Raw genomic sequence first — 15,846 nt, forward strand, 5'->3', positions numbered from 1 at the left:
CCCGGAGAGCCGGACGGCCACTCCTGAGAAGCCACTGAAGGCAAGACCCCATAAGCCACATCCGGCCCTCCCGGGCCACCTAACAACTTACGGAGACCCGATGAGCAAGCAGAGTGAGATCGAGGCGCTGCGCTCCGCCTACCAGCGGGACCTGGCCGACGGCGTCGACCGCTTCTTCGAACCCCGCCGCACCACCTGCCCCTGGTGCGGCTCCGGCCGGCTGACCACCCGGCTGCGCACCACCGACCTGCTCCAGCACAAGCCCGGCCGCTTCCTTCTGGACCGCTGCCAGGAGTGCGGGCACACCTTCCAGAACCCGCGCCTGAACGGGACCGGCCTGGAGTTCTACTACCGCGACTTCTACGACGGCCTCGGCGAACAGAAGATGAGCGGTACCTTCGGCGGCCGCACCAAGATGTACCGGGGCCGCGCCGAGTCCATGCTCCCGCACGACGCCACCCCCAAGAACTGGCTCGACGTCGGCACCGGACACGGCCACTTCTGCGAGGCCGCCCGCGAAGTGCTGCCCGGCACCGCCTTCGACGGCCTCGACTTCACCGACGGCGTCGAGCTGGCCGCCCGCGAGGGCCGGGTGGAGCGCGCCTACCGGGGCGCCTTCCCCGAGCTGGCCCCCGACCTCACCGCCGGCTACGACGTGGTCAGCATGTTCCACTACCTGGAGCACAGCACCGACCCCGACAGCGAACTCCGCGCCGCCCACCAGGCGGTACGCCCCGGCGGCCACCTCCTCATCGAGGTCCCCGACCCGGAGAGCCGCTACGCCCGTCTCCTCGGCCGCTGGTGGCTGCCCTGGCTCCAGCCGCAGCACCTGCACTTCGTTCCCGTCGCCAACCTCCGCGCCCGCCTCACGGAGCTGGGCTTCACGGTGGTCGCGGAGCAGCACGCCGAGGCGCACGACCCGGTGGACCTGCTGGCCGCCGTCTGGCTCGCCCTGGACCACACCGCCCCGCGCGAGGACGCCCCCTGGCTGCCCCGCCCGCCGGGCGCCCTCCAGCAGACGGCACGCGCCGCCCTGCTCCTCGCCGGCATCCCGGCCCTGATCGCCGGCACCCTCGCGGACCGCTTCGCCGTACGGCCGCTCTCGCGCCGGCTGCGCGTCTCCAACGCCTACCGGATCGTGGCCCGCCGCGACTGAGCCCTCAGAGCACCTTCGCCCGGATCATCGCCGACAGCACCAGGGCGCCCGGCAGCAGCGGCACCCAGTCGGTCAGCACCCGGTAACCGATCACGGTCGCGGTGGCCACCGCGACCGGGGAGCCGAACGCGGCCAGGGTGATCACCAGCGCCGCGTCCACCGCGACCCCGCCGGGTACCGGTACGGCACCCCCCGCGGTGCCCGCCGCCAGGTACGCGAAGATCACGGTGCCCCACGACAGCCCGAGCCCGAGCGCCTCCCCGGTGCAGGCCAGCACACTCGCCTGCACCAGCGGCATCGCCGTCGCGCCGCCCCACAGGGCCAGCACCCGGGAAGGCCGGGCGTGCACCGCCCGGGCGTCGGTGAGCGCACTCCGCACCAGCCCGGTGATCGGCCGCCGCAGCGGTCGTACGACCGCCATGGCCACGCCCACCAGGGTGAGGACGGCGGCGGCCGGGATCAGGACCACGCCGTCCGGGACCAGCTCGCCCAGCCGCCGCCAGGCGGACGAGGACAGCAGGAACCCGATGAGCACGACCGTCTTCGCACCCGACTTGGCCACCGAGTACAGCGCGATCGAGGAGGTGGCCCGCTCCAGGGGGACGCCCCGGGTGCGAAGGAAGCGGACGGTGACGGCGTGTGCGCCCAGCCCGGCGGGCAGCGCGTGGTTGGCGGCCCCGGCGGCGAACTGCGAGGCCAGCAGCAGCCCCGGCGGCAGCCGGTCGGGCACGGCACCCTGCCGCATGCAGGCGGCGACCACCCAGGTCAGGCAGGTGAGACCGCCCGCGGCCAGCAGCCACGCGGGTTCGGCACGAGCGAGTCGGCCGACCCCCTCGTACAGCAGGGACTGGTTGGTCAGCCCCCAGACCGCCGCGATGAGCAGCGGGGACAGGCACAGGGCGAGCCGGAGCGGCCGGCCGGCCGTCGAGGGGGTCGACAGGGTGCGCACGGGCGCGTCGGAGCAGGACGAGGACAGTGACGACAGTGAGGACACGGGGACGTTGTCCTTCCACGGCGGGCCGCGGTGGGGAGCCGCAGGCGAGCGGGACCGCAGGCATGCGGGACCGCTGGGGAGCCTTCCCGCCCCGTGTGACACCCGGATGTCGGAAAACCGAAGGCCCGGGGGCGGGCCGGTGCCGCGGGCACGGCCGTACCCGGCCGACCGGGTAGCCTTCCAGGGGTACGCAGCACGCGACAGGGGAGGATCCGGCGGTGCACGTCCAGGAATGGCTCGACTCGGTACCGGCGGTCGCCGTCTACGCCGTGGTGGCGCTGGTCATCGGGCTGGAGAGCCTGGGCATCCCGCTGCCCGGCGAGATCGTGCTGGTCTCCGCCGCGCTGCTCTCCTCCCAGCACTCGGGCGTCAACCCGTTCGTCCTCGGCGCCTGCGCCACCGCGGGCGCGGTGATCGGCGACTCCATCGGCTACGCGATCGGCCGCAAGGGCGGCCGCCCGCTGCTGGCCTGGCTGGGCCGTAAGTTCCCGAGACACTTCAGCGAGGGTCACGTCGCCACCGCCGAGCGCTCCTTCGAGAAGTGGGGCATGGGGGCGGTCTTCGTCGGCCGCTTCATCGCCCTCCTGCGCATCTTCGCGGGCCCGCTGGCGGGCGTCCTCCACATGCCGTACTGGAAGTTCCTGACGGCGAACCTGCTCGGCGGCATCTGCTGGGCGGGCGGCACGACGGCGGTGGTCTACTACGTCGGCATCGTGGCGGAGGACTGGCTGAAGAGGTTCTCGTACGTGGGCCTGGCGGCGGCGGTCCTCTTCGGCCTCGCCTCCATGCTGATCGTGCGGCGCAAGGCGAAGAAGGTCCAGGTCACCGAGAAGGAAGCCGAACCGGTAGGCGCCGGGGAGTAGATCTGCCAGGGGCGCTGGGCTGTATCCATGTGCGGCTCCGCCGCGTGGGCGCGACCAGCCCCCACCGCGCCGCACCCGCTACTCCACCTACTCATGCACCCCACGATGCGCCTTCGCCAACTCCGCATACAGGGTCCCGTTGAGGGTCACCCCCTGAAGCTCCTCCTCCGACAGACTCCGCTTCACCTTCGCCGGCACCCCGGCGACCAACGACCCCGCCGGCACCACCATCCCCTGCGGCACCAACGCCTGCGCGGCCACCAGCGACCCCGCCCCGATCACGGCCCCGTTCAGCACCGTCGCCCCCATCCCGATGAGGCAGTCGTCCTCGACCGTCGCCCCGTGCACCACCGCGTTGTGCCCGATGGACACCCGCTCGCCCACACTCACCGGAAACCCCGGATCGGCGTGCAGCGTCACGTTGTCCTGCACATTCGCCTGCGCCCCCACGGTGATCTTCTCGACGTCCCCCCGCACCACCGCGCCGTACCAGACACTCGCCCCGGCCTTCAGCGTCACGTCCCCGATCACCGAGGCGGTCGGCGCCACGAACACGTCGTCCTCGATCTTCGGCTCGCGCCCGCCGATCCCCACTATCAGCGCCTTCTGCGTCATCACGGTCTCCCATCGCCATCGCCATCGCCATCGACGTCCTCGGCAACCTAGCTCACCCCCTGGGGCGAAGATCACAGCAGCCCACCCTCTTGTCGGTGGCTCCCTCCGCGTAGCGTGACTCCGTGCCGAAGCCCAAGAACACGTTCTCGTCCTGGTGCCGCCGCCTCGCCCAGCGCGCGGTGCACGCGGGCTGGGCCTGGGTGCAGCGCACGGGCTCCGTCACCGCAGACCACCCCGGCCGCTTCCGGTTCGGCGCGATCGGCGAAGCCACCCGCCTCGCCTTCCCCCTGGGCACGGTCTTCGGCGAACCCTGGATCCACCTCGGCTCCCACTGCATCGTCGGCGAACAGGTCACCCTCACCGCGGGCCTGATGCCCGACCTCGACCTCGGCCCGGACCCGATCCTGCGCATCGGCGACGGCGTGGTCCTCGGCCGCGGCAGCCATGTCATCGCCGACACCACCGTGACCATCGGCAGCGACTGCTACTTCGGCCCGTACGTCTACGTCACCTCCACCAACCACTCCTACGACGACCCGCACCAGCCCATCGGCAGGCAGTGGCCCCGCATGGAGTCCGTGGAGATCGGTCCGGGCTGCTGGATCGGCACCGGCGCGGTGATCCTGCCGGGCGCGCGGATCGGCCGGAACGTGGTGGTGGCCGCCGGCGCGGTGGTCCGGGGCACGGTGCCCGACCACGCCGTGGTGGCCGGCGCGCCCGCCCGGGTGGTACGCCGCTGGACCCCCGACACCGGCTGGCAGCCGCCGCTGCGGACACCCGCACCCGTGCCGATACCGGAGGGCATGACCCCGGAACAGCTGCGCGCGCTGGCGGAGCTGGACGAGGAGGGCGTGGCGCGGCTCGCCGCCCTGGAGAGCGAGAACTGACTCAGCCGGTGGCCAGCAGCAGTGTCCCCACCAGCGCCAGCCCCGCCCCCGCCGCCTGCACGGCCCGCAGCCGCTCACTGAGGAAGCCGCGGGCTGCCAGCGCGGTGACCACCGGGTAGAGCGAGGCGAGCACCGCGGCGACGGTGACCGGGCCGTGCTGGGCGGCGACCGTGTACGTGCCGTTGGCGGCGACGTCGGCGAGACCGACGAAGCCCAGCGCCGGAACCGTGGACCAGTCGAAGCCGCCATCCGGCAGCCCGGGCCCGCCCTGCCGCACGGACAGCCACAGCGCCGCGCTGCCTGTCACGACGCTGGTCAGCCGCTGGACGAAGAGGGCCAGGAAGAGGCCGGTGACAGTGGTGGACGCCTCAGTGATCAGCGCGAACACGGTGCCGAAGCCGCCCGCCGAGACCAGGGTGAGCAGGATCGTCCGGCGCTGGACGGGCGCGCCGCGCAGTTGCGGGCCGCCCGCCAGGACGACCCCGGTGACGGCGACCGCGATCCCCGCGAACTGGAGCAGCCCCGGGCGCTCGCCGAGTACCAGCCCGACTCCGACCGGGACGGCGACACTCAGCGTGGCCAGCGGGGAGACCACGCCCATCGGGCCGAGGGCGAGGGCCTTGTAGAAGCTGAACAGCGCGACCGGCCCGACCAGGCCCGCCGCGAACGCGAACCAGAGCCGGGGCCCGGCCTCGCTCCAGCCGCCGGTGGCGACCACGATCACGCCGAGGACCGCCGCCGCGATGCCCTGCGAGAGCACGACCACGGTGAGCGCCGGGGTGCGTCGCGTGAGCAGCCCGCCGCCGAAGTCGGCCAGCCCCCACAGGAGACTGGTGGTCAGGGCGAAGAATGCTGTCACGGCCCGCCTCGCAGTACAGTTCGGTGAACGATCAGGTACACCCCACCGTAGTTCACTCGATTGAACTCTGTCATTTAAAATATTGGACCGTGATGCTCTCGATGATGGACGGAACGTGTCGGACCTCGACCTGCTGACCCAGTCCCTGGCCCGCAACGTCAAGCACTGGCGCGCGGTGCGCGGCTTCACCCTCGACGTGCTCGCGGCCCGGGCCGGGGTCAGCCGCGGCATGCTCATCCAGATCGAGCAGGCCCGCACCAACCCGAGCATCGGCACGGTCGTCAAGATCGGCGACGCGCTCGGCATCAGCATCACCACACTGCTCGACTACGAGCAGGGCCCCAAGGTCCAGATCGTCCCCGTCGACAAGGCCGTACGGCTGTGGCACACCGACGCCGGCAGTTACAACCGGCTCCTGGCCGGCACCGAGGCGCCCGGCCCGCTGGAGATGTGGGACTGGCTTCTGATGCCGGGCGAGAGCAGCCCGTCGGAACCCCATCCGACCGGCACCGTGGAGATCGTCCATGTCACCGCCGGTGAACTGACCCTCACCGTGGACGGGACCGAGTACCGCGTGCCGACAGGCGCCAGTGCCTCCTTCGAGGCGAACACGGCCCATGTGTACGGCAACACCGGGGACGCGCCGATGGAGATGATCATGACGGTCTCCGTCCCGCCCGTGCCCTGAACCGCCCGCGGCCGGGCTGTTAGCGTGCGGACATGCGCGCACCCATCGGAGACTTCGACACCGCCGTCCCCGCCCCCGACTGCCTCGACGAGCTGACCGCCCCGGTCGCCGACGCCGTACGGCGCTGGAGCGGCGCGGTCCCGCCGAGCAGATCATCTACGTCGAGACCGATCCGCAGTGGGCGGACACCGCCGTCTTCGTCGAGCACTACGGGCGCGACCTGCTGGAACGGTCGGCCAACTGCGTGGTGGTGGCGGGCAAGCGCGGCGGCGAGACGACGCTGGCGGCCTGTCTGGCCCTGTCCACCACCAAGGTCGACGTCAACGGTGTCGTACGCCGCAGACTCGGCGCCCGCAAGGCCTCGTTCGCCTCGATGGACACCGCGACCGGGGAGACCGGCATGGAGTACGGCGGCATCACCCCGATCGGACTCCCGCGCGACTGGCTCCTGTTGGTGGACTCGGCCGTCGTCGACCTGCCCTACGTCCTGGTCGGCAGCGGCCGCCGGCGCGGCAAACTCCTGGTCCCCGGCAAGGCGTTCGCCGAGCTGCCGGGCGCGGTCGTGCTGGAGGGCCTGGGCGTCCAGGGCCTGTCAGACAGGCCCTAGAGCGTCGCGTGGTGGGCCAGCGCCAGGTGCGGGTCCTGCTCGCCGGGCGCGGGTGCCGGATCGGCGTGCACCAGGGCGGCCGTCAGCCTGGGTACGGCGTGCAGCAGTGCGTGTTCCGCCGCCACCGCGACCGCGTGCGCCTGCCGTACGGTCGCCTCGCCGTCGACCACGACCGCGACCTCGGCCCGCAGCCGGTGCCCGATCCACCGCAGCCGCAGCTCACCCACCGCCCGCACCCCCGGCACCTCGCACAGCGCCCGCTCGGCCCGGTCCACCAGCTCCGGGTCCACGGCGTCCATCACCCGCCGGAACACCTCCCTGGCCGCGTCCCGCAGCACCAGGGCGATCGCCGCGGTGATCGCCAACCCCACCAGCGGGTCGGCGAGCTGCCAGCCCAGTGCCGCGCCACCGGCCCCCAGCAACACGGCCAGCGAGGCGAATCCGTCGGTGCGGGCGTGCAGCCCGTCGGCCACCAGCGCCGCCGAGCCGATCTCCCGGCCGACCCGGATCCGGTACCGGGCCACCCACTCGTTCCCGGCGAACCCGACCAGCGCGGCCACCGCGACCGCCGGGAGATGCGCGACCGGCCGCGGATTCAGCAGCCGATCCATGGCGGTCCAGGCGGTGAAGGCGGCCGACGCGGTGATCGTCAGCACGATCGCGATCCCCGCGAGATCCTCGGCCCGCCCGTAGCCGTAGGTGAAGCGGCGGTTCGCCGCGCGGCGCCCGAGCACGAAGGCGATGCCGAGCGGTACGGCGGTCAGCGCGTCGGCGGCGTTGTGCACGGTGTCGCCGAGCAGGGCGACGGAGCCGGACAGGACCGCGACGACCGCCTGCGCCAGCGCCGTCACCCCGAGCACGGCCAGCGAGACCCAGAGCGCGCGCATCCCCCGCGCCGAGGCCTCCAGAGCGGAGTCGAGCTTGTCGGCCGTCTCGTGCGAGTGGGGGGTGAGGAGGTGCCCGAGGCGGTGGCGGAGGCCGCCCGGCGACGAAGGGGAGTGGGAGTGGCCGTGCCCGCGGTCGCCCTCAGGGCCGTGCGCGTGCGCGTGGGCATGCTCGTGATGGTGCTGGCCGTGGGCGTGCCGGTCCTGGGCGGGCGCCTGGTCAGGGTGGTGGCGGTCGTGGGCGTGCGCCTGCTCGGGGTGGTGGCGGTCGTGGGCGGGCGCCTGTTCAGAGTGGTGCCGGTCGTCCGCGGGTGCGTGCTCGTGGTGGTGCCGGTCGCTCATGCGGCTCCCCTCTCCGGTGCGCGGGACGTGGACATGCGACGCCCCCGAGGCCATTATGTGCTTATGAGCGCACGCATGCACCTATCACCTGCGCAGCATGCGCATCCGCGCAGCCCGGGCGAGGAGCAGTTCGCGCTCGCCGCCGAACTCCTGGCCCTGCTCGGCGACCGCACCCGGCTGACCCTGCTGCACGCCCTCACGACGGGGGAGGCCGACGTCACCACGCTCACCGAGGTGTGCGGTGCCGCGCGGCCCGCCGTCAGCCAGCATCTGGCCCGGCTCCGGCTCGCGGGCCTCGTGGGCACCCGCAAGGAGGGGCGCCGGGTGGTGTACTCGCTGCGCCACGGTCATCTGCGCCGGCTGGTCGACGAGGCGCTGAAGGTCGCCGACCACCGGCTCGCCGAGACCGCCACCGAGGCTTCTGCCGGAACCCCGGCCGATGTCACTGCCGCAGCTCCTACCGAAGGAGAGCGTTGAGCTTCTCCGGCAGGGCGAGCACCTCCGGGGCAGCCGGACGCCTCAGCGACCGGATCGGCGGCCGCATGACCGTCCCGCTCGCCACCGAGGCGATGCGGCACGTCTCCGCGTAGCGTTCAGAAGGCGGCGGCCGAGCCGAGGTACTGCTCGGCGAAGGCCGTCGCCGCCGCGCGTGAGGTGAACAGTCTGCGCAGCCGGGCCAGCGTGGTGCCCGCGAGGAACGGGTCGCCGGACGCGGTGCCGTGGTAGATGCCGGACAGGAACGCGGAGAACTCCTGGTAGTCCCAGACCCGGCGCAGACAGGCGTGGGAGTAGCCGTCCAGCCCGGAGTCGTCGCCCTTGGTGACGTGCGCGACGATCGCGTCGCCCAGCAGGAAGGCGTCGTGCAGGGCGAGGTTCATGCCCTTCGCGGCGATCGGCGCGGTCAGGTGCCCGGCGTCGCCGGCCAGGAAGAGGCGGCCGAACACCAGGGGTTCGACCACGTAGTTGTGCATGTCCAGCACGCGCTTCTCGACCAGCCGCCCCTCGTTGAGCGGCGGCGCCCCGGGCGCGCCGAGCCGTTCCCGCAGTTCGGCCCAGACCCGCTCGTGCGACCAGTTCTCCGGATCGTCGCCCGGCGGGCACTGCAGGTAGTAGCGGGTGACCTCGGGGCTGCGGGCCATGTGCCCGGCGAAACCGTTCGGATGGACGCCGAACAGCACACAGTCCGAGGACGGCGGCGCCTCGGCGAGCAGCGCCAGCCAGCCGATGCCGTAGTCCTGCCGGGAGACCCGCACCCGCCCGCCCGGTATCGCGTCCCGGGTCACCCCGCGTGCCCCGTCGCAGCCCGCGACGAACTCGCAGCGCAGGACGTGCCGTTGGCCGGTTTCGGGGTCGAGGTACGACACGGCGGGCCGGTCGGCCTCCAGGTCGTGCAGCGTGACGTCCCGCACCCCGAACCTGATGTCCCCGCCGCGGATGTCCGCGTACTCCCGCACCAGGTCCGTCACCAGCAGCGGCTGCGGATAGACGTAGTGGTGATGGCCCGTCAACTCGCCGTAGTCGAACCGGAAGCGCTCGCCGCCGAACCGGAACTCGCACTCGCTGTGCGTCTGCGCCCGGGCCAGCAGGGTGTCGGCCAGGCCGCGCTGCTGCAGGCCGCGGACCGCCCATTCCTCGATGATCCCGGCCCGGGGCCGGGTCTCGATGAACTGCCTGCTCTCGGTCTCCAGGACCACGCAGTCGACGGCGGCGGCCCGCAGGATGTTTCCGACGGCCAGTCCGGCGGGCCCGGCGCCCACGACGACGACCGTACGGCGTTCTTCGGAGGGGGAGTGGGGAGTCACCCCCACATTATGACGGTGTCCCGTCAGCCACGGCGGGGCGGCCATGGCTGACGGGACACGGGAGTCGGGGCGGGTCAGTGCGCCGGGGCGTCGGTGACCACGACCTCGTCGATGCTGCGCTGGATGTCCTCAGCCGTGGAGGCGGTCGCCTTGGCCCAGTAGTAGATGACGATCGAGAAGACGGCGATGACGGCGATGTCCCACCACAGCGGGATGTTCCCCTGACCGCCGAAGCCGCCCTGCCAGGAGATCAGGCCTATGCCCAGGAGGTAGACGGGCAGCCACTGCGCGGCCTTGAAGTCCAGCCGGGGTGCGTCCGGCAGGTTCTTGCTGTGGGCGTACCAGGCGTAGCCGCCGAGCAGCAGATAGCCGAGGACGATCGCCAGGCCGAGCCGCCACAGGGTGCCCCAGCCGGCCCAGTAGATGATCAGGTTGGCCACCACGAACGCCACCGGCGAGATCATCTTGCCGCCGGGCAGCCGGTACGGGCGCTCATGGCCCGGCAGCTTGTCGGCGAAGACGCCGTACGCAAGCGGAGCGCCCGCGTACATCAGCACGCTCGCGGAGGTGATGAAGCCGACCAGCTGGTGCCAGCTCGGGAACGGCAGGAAGCAGATCACGCCGGTCACGAAGGACATGACGAGACCGAACCACGGCACACCGCGCGCATCGGTCTTCGTGAAGATCTTCGGCGCGTAACCGTTCTTGGCCAGGCCGTAGGAGACCCGCGAGGTGGCGGTGGTGTAGATCAGGCCGGTGCCGCCGGGCGAGATGATCGCGTCCAGGTAGAGGACCCAGGCCAGCCAGCCGAGGCCCACCATGGTGGCGACGCCGGCCCACGGACCGCTGTCGCCCTGGTACGCGAGGTGGGCCCATCCGTGCGCGAAGGAGCTGTGCGACAGCGCGCCGATGAACACGATCTGGAGCAGGACGTAGATGACGGCACCGATCGCGACCGAGCCGAGCGTGGCGCGGGGCAGGTCCTTCTTCGGGTTGCGGCTCTCGCCTGCCAGCTGGATGGCCTGTTCGAAGCCGAGCAGCGCGAAGATGATGCCGCTGGTGCTGATCGCGGCCAGCACGCCCTTGGCGCCGAACGGCGCGAAGCCCTCCGAGTGGAAGTTGCCGGGGTGGAAGTTGCCGACCGCGATGATGAAGATCGTGGCCAGCGGTACGGCGATCTTCCACCAGGTCGCAGCGCTGTTGGTGTGCGCCAACACGCGCACGCCGAAGAAGTTCACGCCGACGAAGACCGCCATCAGCACGATCGCCACCAGCAGGCCGCTGGCTGTCAGGGTCTTGTCGGCGTGCTGGAAGTGCTGTGCCCACTTCCAGTGACCGGCGTAGCCGATCATGGCCTCGACCTCGATGGGCGCCACGGTCGCGGCCTGGAGCCAGGAGAACCAGCCGAACGACATGCCGGCCAGGCCGCCGAACGCGTAGTGGGGGTAGCGGGCCGTACCGCCCGCCACCGGGAACATACCGCCGAGCTCGGCGTGGACCAGGGCCAGCAGTACGATCGCGACCGCGCCGATCACCCACGAGATGATCGCCGAGGGACCGGCCTGCATGACCGCGTCGTGCGCGCCGTACAGCCAGCCGGACCCGATGATCGAGCCCACCGAGGCCCACATCAGGCCGATCAGCCCGACATCCCGCCTCAGACCGCCCGAAGGTGTGATGTCCTCCGTCGCGGCTTTCTCGACACTCACCATGTCAAGTGGCCTCTCAGTTTCTGAACGCAGATTTAACGAGCAAGAGGCCACAACTTAAGGGTGCGCGCCGCGCCGACTGAAGAGTGTTGCCCAAAATTTGACCCTCGATCGTTCCTGTCTTGGCCAAAGCTTCTGCACAGGTCAGAGACGGTCACAGAATGTCCGTATTCAGTTGGGAAACGTGAGAAGAAGGTAAGACAGGCCTGGTTCGGGCGGGGAATTTCGATGGTCGGGCAGCAGTCCATGGCTATGCCCGGACCGGCGGACCGCACCCGCTCGTACGCCGCCTCGTCCGCGACCGCACCGGCCGACTCGCTGTTGACGAAGACGTCCGCCATGTCGACCGGGACGGTGTCCGCAGGTGCGTCTCCGCTTCGTGTGGAGGTGACCCGGTGGGCCGGGTCGGTCAGCCGAGCCGTGGGATCTCGATGGCCGGGCAGCGGTCCATGACCATGTCGAGGCCGGCATCGCGGGTGCGGTCGTACGCGGCTTCGTCGATCACGCCGAGCTGGAACCAGACAGCCTTGGCGCCGATGGAGACCGCCTCGTCGGCCACGACGCCGGCGAGGCCGCTGTTCACGAACACGTCGACCACGTCGACTTCGAAGGGGATCGCGTCCAGCGAGGGGTATCCCACCTCGCCGTGGACCGTCTCCGCCTTCGGGTGTACCGGTACGACGCGCTTGCCGAAGCGCTGCAGGACCGCGGCCACGCCGTATGCCGGACGCCGCTGGTTCGTGGACAGGCCGACGACCGCCCAGGTGTCGCCCAGCTCGGTGAGGACCTTGCGGACTGTGTCTGCGTCGCCGAACATGCCCGGACTCCTTGAGGTTGATACGAAGACTGCCGTCCGTGGCAACGATGAGTCGGCCCTGGCGATTCCTCTGGGTCGCGGCCGGAGGCCGTGGTCTGCTCCGGCCCGGACGCCAGGAGCACCGCAGTGCCTGGCAGTTGCCCCAGGGATGCGATCGAGGAGGCGCGGCTGGTTTCCGGCAGCTGCCTTTTCACGGCCGTGCCCGAACTTAGAGGAAGGTCGCCCCGGCCATCCCGGAGATCGCCACGACGCCGCCCGGCAGCGCGTCCATCCGCCCCAGTTCCTTCGCCCGGCCGTTGAACGCCGTGCCCGGGGCGGGCGGTTGTGCCGGTACGGAGGAAACGGCCGGGGCCGGCAGCGGCGTCTCGTCGGCGCGCGGGATCCGGCCGTACGGCTCCTGCGGCCGGGGGCGGGGCGTGCCTGGCGGCAGGGGGTGAGGTCCTGGTCCACGAGCTGCCGCCGGGCGATCACGCAGTCCCGCGCATATGTCCCTTATCGTGGCTTTTGATGTCATGTCTCGGCGGATGGGACGGAGGGGGGCCGTGGCGTTCACGGAGTCGGCAGGCGGTGGTGAGCCGATGTCCTCTCCCGAGTCGGCCCCGGAGTCCGAGCGGCGGTCCTGGGCACCGCTGCTGGCGGTGTGCGCCGGGTATTTCATGGTGATCCTCGATGTGACGGCCATCAACGTCGCCGTGCCGGTGATCGGCCGGGAACTGTCGGCCTCGCTCACCGGCATCCAGTGGATCACCGACGGCTACACCCTCGTCTTCGCCGGGTTCCTGCTGACCGGTGGCGCGCTGGGTGACCGGCTGGGCAACCGTCGGATCTTCTGCTCGGGCGTGGCGGTGTTCACCCTGTCCTCGGCCGCGTGCGCGCTCGCGCCGAGCACCCCTTTCCTGGTTGCGGCCCGGCTGGTGGAGGGGCTCGGTGCGGCTCTGATCGTGCCCGGTTCCCTGGCCCTGCTCCAGCAGGCCTACCCGGCGCCGGCCGCACGCTCTCGGGCCTTCGGACTGTGGGGTTCGATGGCGGGCACCGCGGCCGCTGCCGGCCCACTGCTGGGCGGGCTGCTCGTCTCCACGTTGGGCTGGCGCTGGGTGTTCCTCATCAACCTGCCCGTCGGTGTGGCCTGCCTGATGCTGACGTTGCGGCATGTGGCACGCTCGCCCCGGCGCGCCGCCCGGCCCCTGGACTGGCCGGCGCAGTGCGCGGTGGTGGCGGCGGTGGCGCTGCTGACCGCGGCGCTCAACGAGGCCGGACGGCGGGGCTGGTCCGATCCGGCTGTACTCGCCGGGGTGGGCCTGGCCGTACTGGCCGCCGCGGTGTTCGCGGTGCGCGAGCGGCTGGCCCGCTCTCCCGTCCTTCCGCCGAGCCTGCTGCGCTCTCGTGCGATGAGCGGTGGCGCCGTCATCGGCCTGCTGTTCAACTTCGGCTTCTACGGCATGGTGTTCACCGCCAGCCTGGAATTCCAGCACCAGCGCGGCTTCAGCGCCCTCGGCACCGGGCTGGCGCTGTTCCCGGCGGTGGCGATGACCATGTTCGCCTCCGTCCTGTCCGGGCGGCTGAGCCGTCGCACCGGCGATCGTCCACTGGTGGTCTCCGGCATGCTCCTGGCTGCCCTGGGGCTGGCCGGCTGGGCCGCGGCGGGAGCCGACCCGGCCTACCCACTGCTGGTGGCCCCGATGATGGCCGCGGGGTTCGGTACCTCCTTCGCCCTCACCGGTTCGACCGCCACCGTGATGGGCGCCGCGCCTTCGGCGTACTCGGGTGCCGCCTCCGCCCTGTTCAACACCACCCGCCAGATCGGCAGCGCCACCGGCGTCGCGCTCGGCGGCAGCCTGCTCGCCACCGCCACCGACTACAACACCGGGCTGCGCACCAGCATGGCCATCGGCGCGCTCGCCTACCTGACCGCCGCGGGCCTCGCGTGGCTGCGCGTGCCGGCGGCACCGAGAAGGACCTGACCTCCTTCCGGCGGGCCGAGCGCCAGGTCGAAGAGGCGGCCGGCGCGGTCGCCCTGGACGAGGCGCTCACGGAGGTCGGCCGGCACGCCCGCGTTCGTGCCGTGAGCAGGGTCACGTCCTGAATTCGAGGGGGCCCTCATGTTAGCCTGGACCCATGAGCCAGCAGCACGTCCTGTCCACACCCCGGGGGCCGGCCAAGCCGCTGCGGCGGGACGCGCAGCGCAACAGGGACGCGATCGTGGCCGCCGCCCGCAAGGCCTTCGCCGCGCAGGGGCTGGACGCGTCCCTGGAGGGTGTCGCCCGCGAGGCGGGTGTCGCGATCGGGACGCTCTACCGGCACTTCCCCCGCAGGCTCGACCTGGTCGAAGAGCTTTTCACCGCGAAGTTCACGGATCTGCTGGCCGCGGCCGAAGAGGCCGCGGCCATGGACGACGCCTGGGAAGGGTTCTGCCACTACCTGGAAAAGCTCTGTGAGCTGCAGGCCTGTGACCACGCCTTCAATGACCTGGTCTCGGCCCGGCTGCCCATCCACGCGCTCGGCAGGGGAATGTTCGAGCGCGCGGCGGAACGGGGCGCCCAGATCTTCCGCAACGCCCAGGAGCAGGGCGTCCTCCGCGACGACGTCACCCCGGAAGACCTCGCTTTCGTGATCTGGTCCCAGGCCGGGATCATCCAGGCCACACGTGCCGTCGCCCCCAACGCCTGGCGCCGCCACCTTCACCTGCTCCTTGACGCCTTCCGTGCCCAGTGCGCCCACGAGCTGCCCGAGCCGCCGCTGACACCCCAGCAGGTCGACCAGACCCTCACGACTCTCGAGTGCCCCGAAGAGGAGTGCCGCGAGTGTCACGAGGAGGCATGAGCCGCGGCAGGTGAGGTCCCCGGGTGACGGGACACGTGAGGTCCCCGGGTCAACGGGACGCGTGAGGTCCCCGGGTCAACGGGACGCACAGCGAGCCCGGTGCCGCAGTCGGCACCGGGCTCGCTGGGATTTGTCAGGGCGTCGCCGTCCGGTGGAGGCGTTCAGTTTCCCGCCAGCAACTGTGCCAGCTCGGCGTCCAGGTCGATCCGGCTGGATTCGGCCCCCGGCGGCACCACGGACCGCGTCTCGCGCAGGAAGGAATCCACGTCCTGCGCGGGGAACACGAGCAGGGCCGATCCCGCGGGTGAACGCAGAGCGATGAACACCACGTCGCGTCCCGAGTCGATGGCCGGCCACATGTGCACGTCTCCGCTCCCGGTGCGCTCGCTCAGGGCCTGAGCCAGCACGTCGCGACTGAAGAACCACTCGACCGTTCGCCCCTGGTCCGGGGCCGACGGGTGGAAGACGGCGCGGACGGCATAGGGGTCATCCGCCTCGTACCGCAGTGTGGCGTACATCGGTACCGACAGGTCGTGTGACACGACCAGCTGCACGGGCAGCTCGTACGCCACGGTTCTGACCGATCTCACTGTCCCTCACTTCTGCATCCCGCTCGCCGGGCGCTGCGATCGCTGCCCGGGTGCTTCGAGGCACGGGACGTGGCGGCATCCCCGGCGCAACCGGAGGCGCCGGAAGGCGAGAGCGGTGCGCGCGGGTCCTGCGAGCCGGCCCCGTTCGGCCAGGAAGCGATTTCATCGGACCGGGCCCGGTGCCGGCCCGGCGAGCGGCCGGTGTGGCGAGCC

The 15,846-nt window shown here is 71.7% G+C and carries 16 protein-coding genes and 2 pseudogenes; 9 read left to right on the forward strand and 9 right to left on the reverse strand.

All coding sequences use genetic code 11. The features are described from left to right. Nucleotides 1-100: 100 nt before the first annotated feature. Nucleotides 101-1,156 carry a class I SAM-dependent methyltransferase gene (locus AB0D59_RS06965; protein ID WP_362561758.1) on the forward strand — a complete coding sequence of 352 codons (1,056 nt, stop codon included), beginning with the start codon at nucleotides 101-103 and terminating at the stop codon, nucleotides 1,154-1,156. A gap of 4 nt (nucleotides 1,157-1,160) precedes the next feature. Here the strand turns inward: AB0D59_RS06965 and AB0D59_RS06970 are convergent, their stop codons facing one another. Beyond that, a complete protein-coding gene (locus AB0D59_RS06970; RefSeq protein ID WP_362561760.1) occupies nucleotides 1,161-2,150 on the reverse strand; it encodes a lysylphosphatidylglycerol synthase transmembrane domain-containing protein in 990 nt (329 codons plus the stop codon). A gap of 218 nt (nucleotides 2,151-2,368) precedes the next feature. On the opposite strand from AB0D59_RS06970, the gene AB0D59_RS06975 reads away from it, so the two are divergent. Then, nucleotides 2,369-3,013 carry a DedA family protein gene (locus AB0D59_RS06975; RefSeq protein WP_362561763.1) on the forward strand — a complete coding sequence of 215 codons (645 nt, stop codon included), beginning with the start codon at nucleotides 2,369-2,371 and terminating at the stop codon, nucleotides 3,011-3,013. Between the two features lie 87 nt (nucleotides 3,014-3,100). Here the strand turns inward: AB0D59_RS06975 and AB0D59_RS06980 are convergent, their stop codons facing one another. After that, nucleotides 3,101-3,628, reverse strand: a complete 528-nt coding sequence (locus tag AB0D59_RS06980; protein WP_362561765.1) for a gamma carbonic anhydrase family protein — start codon at nucleotides 3,626-3,628, stop codon at nucleotides 3,101-3,103. A gap of 122 nt (nucleotides 3,629-3,750) precedes the next feature. On the opposite strand from AB0D59_RS06980, the gene AB0D59_RS06985 reads away from it, so the two are divergent. Continuing rightward, nucleotides 3,751-4,515, forward strand: coding sequence for an acyltransferase (locus AB0D59_RS06985; RefSeq protein ID WP_362561767.1), 765 nt, complete (start codon nucleotides 3,751-3,753; stop codon nucleotides 4,513-4,515). A gap of 1 nt (nucleotide 4,516) precedes the next feature. On the opposite strand, the gene AB0D59_RS06990 is transcribed toward AB0D59_RS06985, so the two are convergent. After that, a complete protein-coding gene (locus tag AB0D59_RS06990) occupies nucleotides 4,517-5,374 on the reverse strand; it encodes a DMT family transporter (protein WP_362561768.1) in 858 nt (285 codons plus the stop codon). Nucleotides 5,375-5,489: 115 nt separating this feature from the next. Between AB0D59_RS06990 and AB0D59_RS06995 the strand changes: the two genes are divergently transcribed. Together AB0D59_RS06995 and AB0D59_RS07000 are read left to right on the forward strand one after the other, a co-directional pair. After that, on the forward strand, nucleotides 5,490-6,062 hold the full coding sequence (locus AB0D59_RS06995; RefSeq protein WP_362561771.1) for a helix-turn-helix domain-containing protein: 573 nt from the start codon (nucleotides 5,490-5,492) through the stop codon (nucleotides 6,060-6,062). 32 nt (nucleotides 6,063-6,094) lie between these two features. Continuing rightward, nucleotides 6,095-6,669: pseudogene (locus AB0D59_RS07000) on the forward strand (YbaK/EbsC family protein). Here AB0D59_RS07000 and AB0D59_RS07005 read toward each other — a convergent pair. Continuing rightward, nucleotides 6,666-7,895 carry a cation diffusion facilitator family transporter gene (locus tag AB0D59_RS07005; protein ID WP_362561773.1) on the reverse strand — a complete coding sequence of 410 codons (1,230 nt, stop codon included), beginning with the start codon at nucleotides 7,893-7,895 and terminating at the stop codon, nucleotides 6,666-6,668. The pseudogene AB0D59_RS07000 and the gene AB0D59_RS07005 overlap by 4 nt on opposite strands. A gap of 63 nt (nucleotides 7,896-7,958) precedes the next feature. Between AB0D59_RS07005 and AB0D59_RS07010 the strand changes: the two genes are divergently transcribed. After that, complete coding sequence (locus AB0D59_RS07010) at nucleotides 7,959-8,372, forward strand: metalloregulator ArsR/SmtB family transcription factor (RefSeq protein ID WP_362561775.1); 414 nt, start codon at nucleotides 7,959-7,961, stop codon at nucleotides 8,370-8,372. 116 nt (nucleotides 8,373-8,488) lie between these two features. Here the strand turns inward: AB0D59_RS07010 and AB0D59_RS07015 are convergent, their stop codons facing one another. From AB0D59_RS07015 to AB0D59_RS07030, 4 genes and pseudogenes are all read right to left on the reverse strand, one after another. Next, nucleotides 8,489-9,697 carry a 4-hydroxybenzoate 3-monooxygenase gene (locus tag AB0D59_RS07015; RefSeq protein ID WP_362561778.1) on the reverse strand — a complete coding sequence of 403 codons (1,209 nt, stop codon included), beginning with the start codon at nucleotides 9,695-9,697 and terminating at the stop codon, nucleotides 8,489-8,491. Nucleotides 9,698-9,771: 74 nt separating this feature from the next. Beyond that, nucleotides 9,772-11,409: an APC family permease gene (locus AB0D59_RS07020; protein WP_362561780.1), complete on the reverse strand. Its 1,638-nt coding sequence runs from the start codon at nucleotides 11,407-11,409 to the stop codon at nucleotides 9,772-9,774. Between the two features lie 212 nt (nucleotides 11,410-11,621). Beyond that, nucleotides 11,622-11,756 (reverse strand): annotated as a pseudogene (locus tag AB0D59_RS07025) (CoA-binding protein); the annotation flags it as partial. A gap of 59 nt (nucleotides 11,757-11,815) precedes the next feature. Next, nucleotides 11,816-12,223 carry a CoA-binding protein gene (locus tag AB0D59_RS07030; protein ID WP_362561782.1) on the reverse strand — a complete coding sequence of 136 codons (408 nt, stop codon included), beginning with the start codon at nucleotides 12,221-12,223 and terminating at the stop codon, nucleotides 11,816-11,818. 542 nt (nucleotides 12,224-12,765) lie between these two features. Between AB0D59_RS07030 and AB0D59_RS07035 the strand changes: the two genes are divergently transcribed. The 3 genes from AB0D59_RS07035 to AB0D59_RS07045 are packed head-to-tail and all read left to right on the forward strand — an operon-like array spanning nucleotide 12,766 to nucleotide 15,043. Further along, a complete protein-coding gene (locus AB0D59_RS07035) occupies nucleotides 12,766-14,184 on the forward strand; it encodes an MFS transporter (protein ID WP_362561784.1) in 1,419 nt (472 codons plus the stop codon). After that, entirely contained in the window at nucleotides 14,148-14,306 is a 159-nt protein-coding gene (locus AB0D59_RS07040; protein WP_362561787.1) for a hypothetical protein, read from the forward strand. The genes AB0D59_RS07035 and AB0D59_RS07040 overlap by 37 nt, the downstream gene beginning before the upstream one ends. A gap of 32 nt (nucleotides 14,307-14,338) precedes the next feature. Next, nucleotides 14,339-15,043: a TetR/AcrR family transcriptional regulator gene (locus AB0D59_RS07045; protein ID WP_362561788.1), complete on the forward strand. Its 705-nt coding sequence runs from the start codon at nucleotides 14,339-14,341 to the stop codon at nucleotides 15,041-15,043. Between the two features lie 161 nt (nucleotides 15,044-15,204). Here the strand turns inward: AB0D59_RS07045 and AB0D59_RS07050 are convergent, their stop codons facing one another. Then, entirely contained in the window at nucleotides 15,205-15,633 is a 429-nt protein-coding gene (locus tag AB0D59_RS07050) for an SsgA family sporulation/cell division regulator (RefSeq protein WP_362561790.1), read from the reverse strand. Nucleotides 15,634-15,846 lie beyond the last annotated feature (213 nt).

Source organism: Streptomyces sp. NPDC048417 (assembly GCF_040651615.1).
In the GTDB taxonomy this organism is placed as follows: Bacteria; Actinomycetota; Actinomycetes; order Streptomycetales; family Streptomycetaceae; genus Streptomyces.

Bases quoted from the DNA above. Each gene is read 5' to 3' on its own strand.
- AB0D59_RS06965 (WP_362561758.1), top strand. From the start codon at position 101: ATGAGCAAGCAGAGTGAGATCGAGGCGCTGCGCTCCGCCTACCAGCGG.
- AB0D59_RS06980 (WP_362561765.1), bottom strand. From the start codon at position 3,628: ATGACGCAGAAGGCGCTGATAGTGGGGATCGGCGGGCGCGAGCCGAAG.
- AB0D59_RS07005 (WP_362561773.1), bottom strand. From the start codon at position 7,895: ATGAGCGACCGGCACCACCACGAGCACGCACCCGCGGACGACCGGCAC.
- AB0D59_RS07010 (WP_362561775.1), top strand. From the start codon at position 7,959: ATGAGCGCACGCATGCACCTATCACCTGCGCAGCATGCGCATCCGCGC.
- AB0D59_RS07020 (WP_362561780.1), bottom strand. From the start codon at position 11,409: ATGGTGAGTGTCGAGAAAGCCGCGACGGAGGACATCACACCTTCGGGC.
- AB0D59_RS07030 (WP_362561782.1), bottom strand. From the start codon at position 12,223: ATGTTCGGCGACGCAGACACAGTCCGCAAGGTCCTCACCGAGCTGGGC.
- AB0D59_RS07045 (WP_362561788.1), top strand. From the start codon at position 14,339: ATGAGCCAGCAGCACGTCCTGTCCACACCCCGGGGGCCGGCCAAGCCG.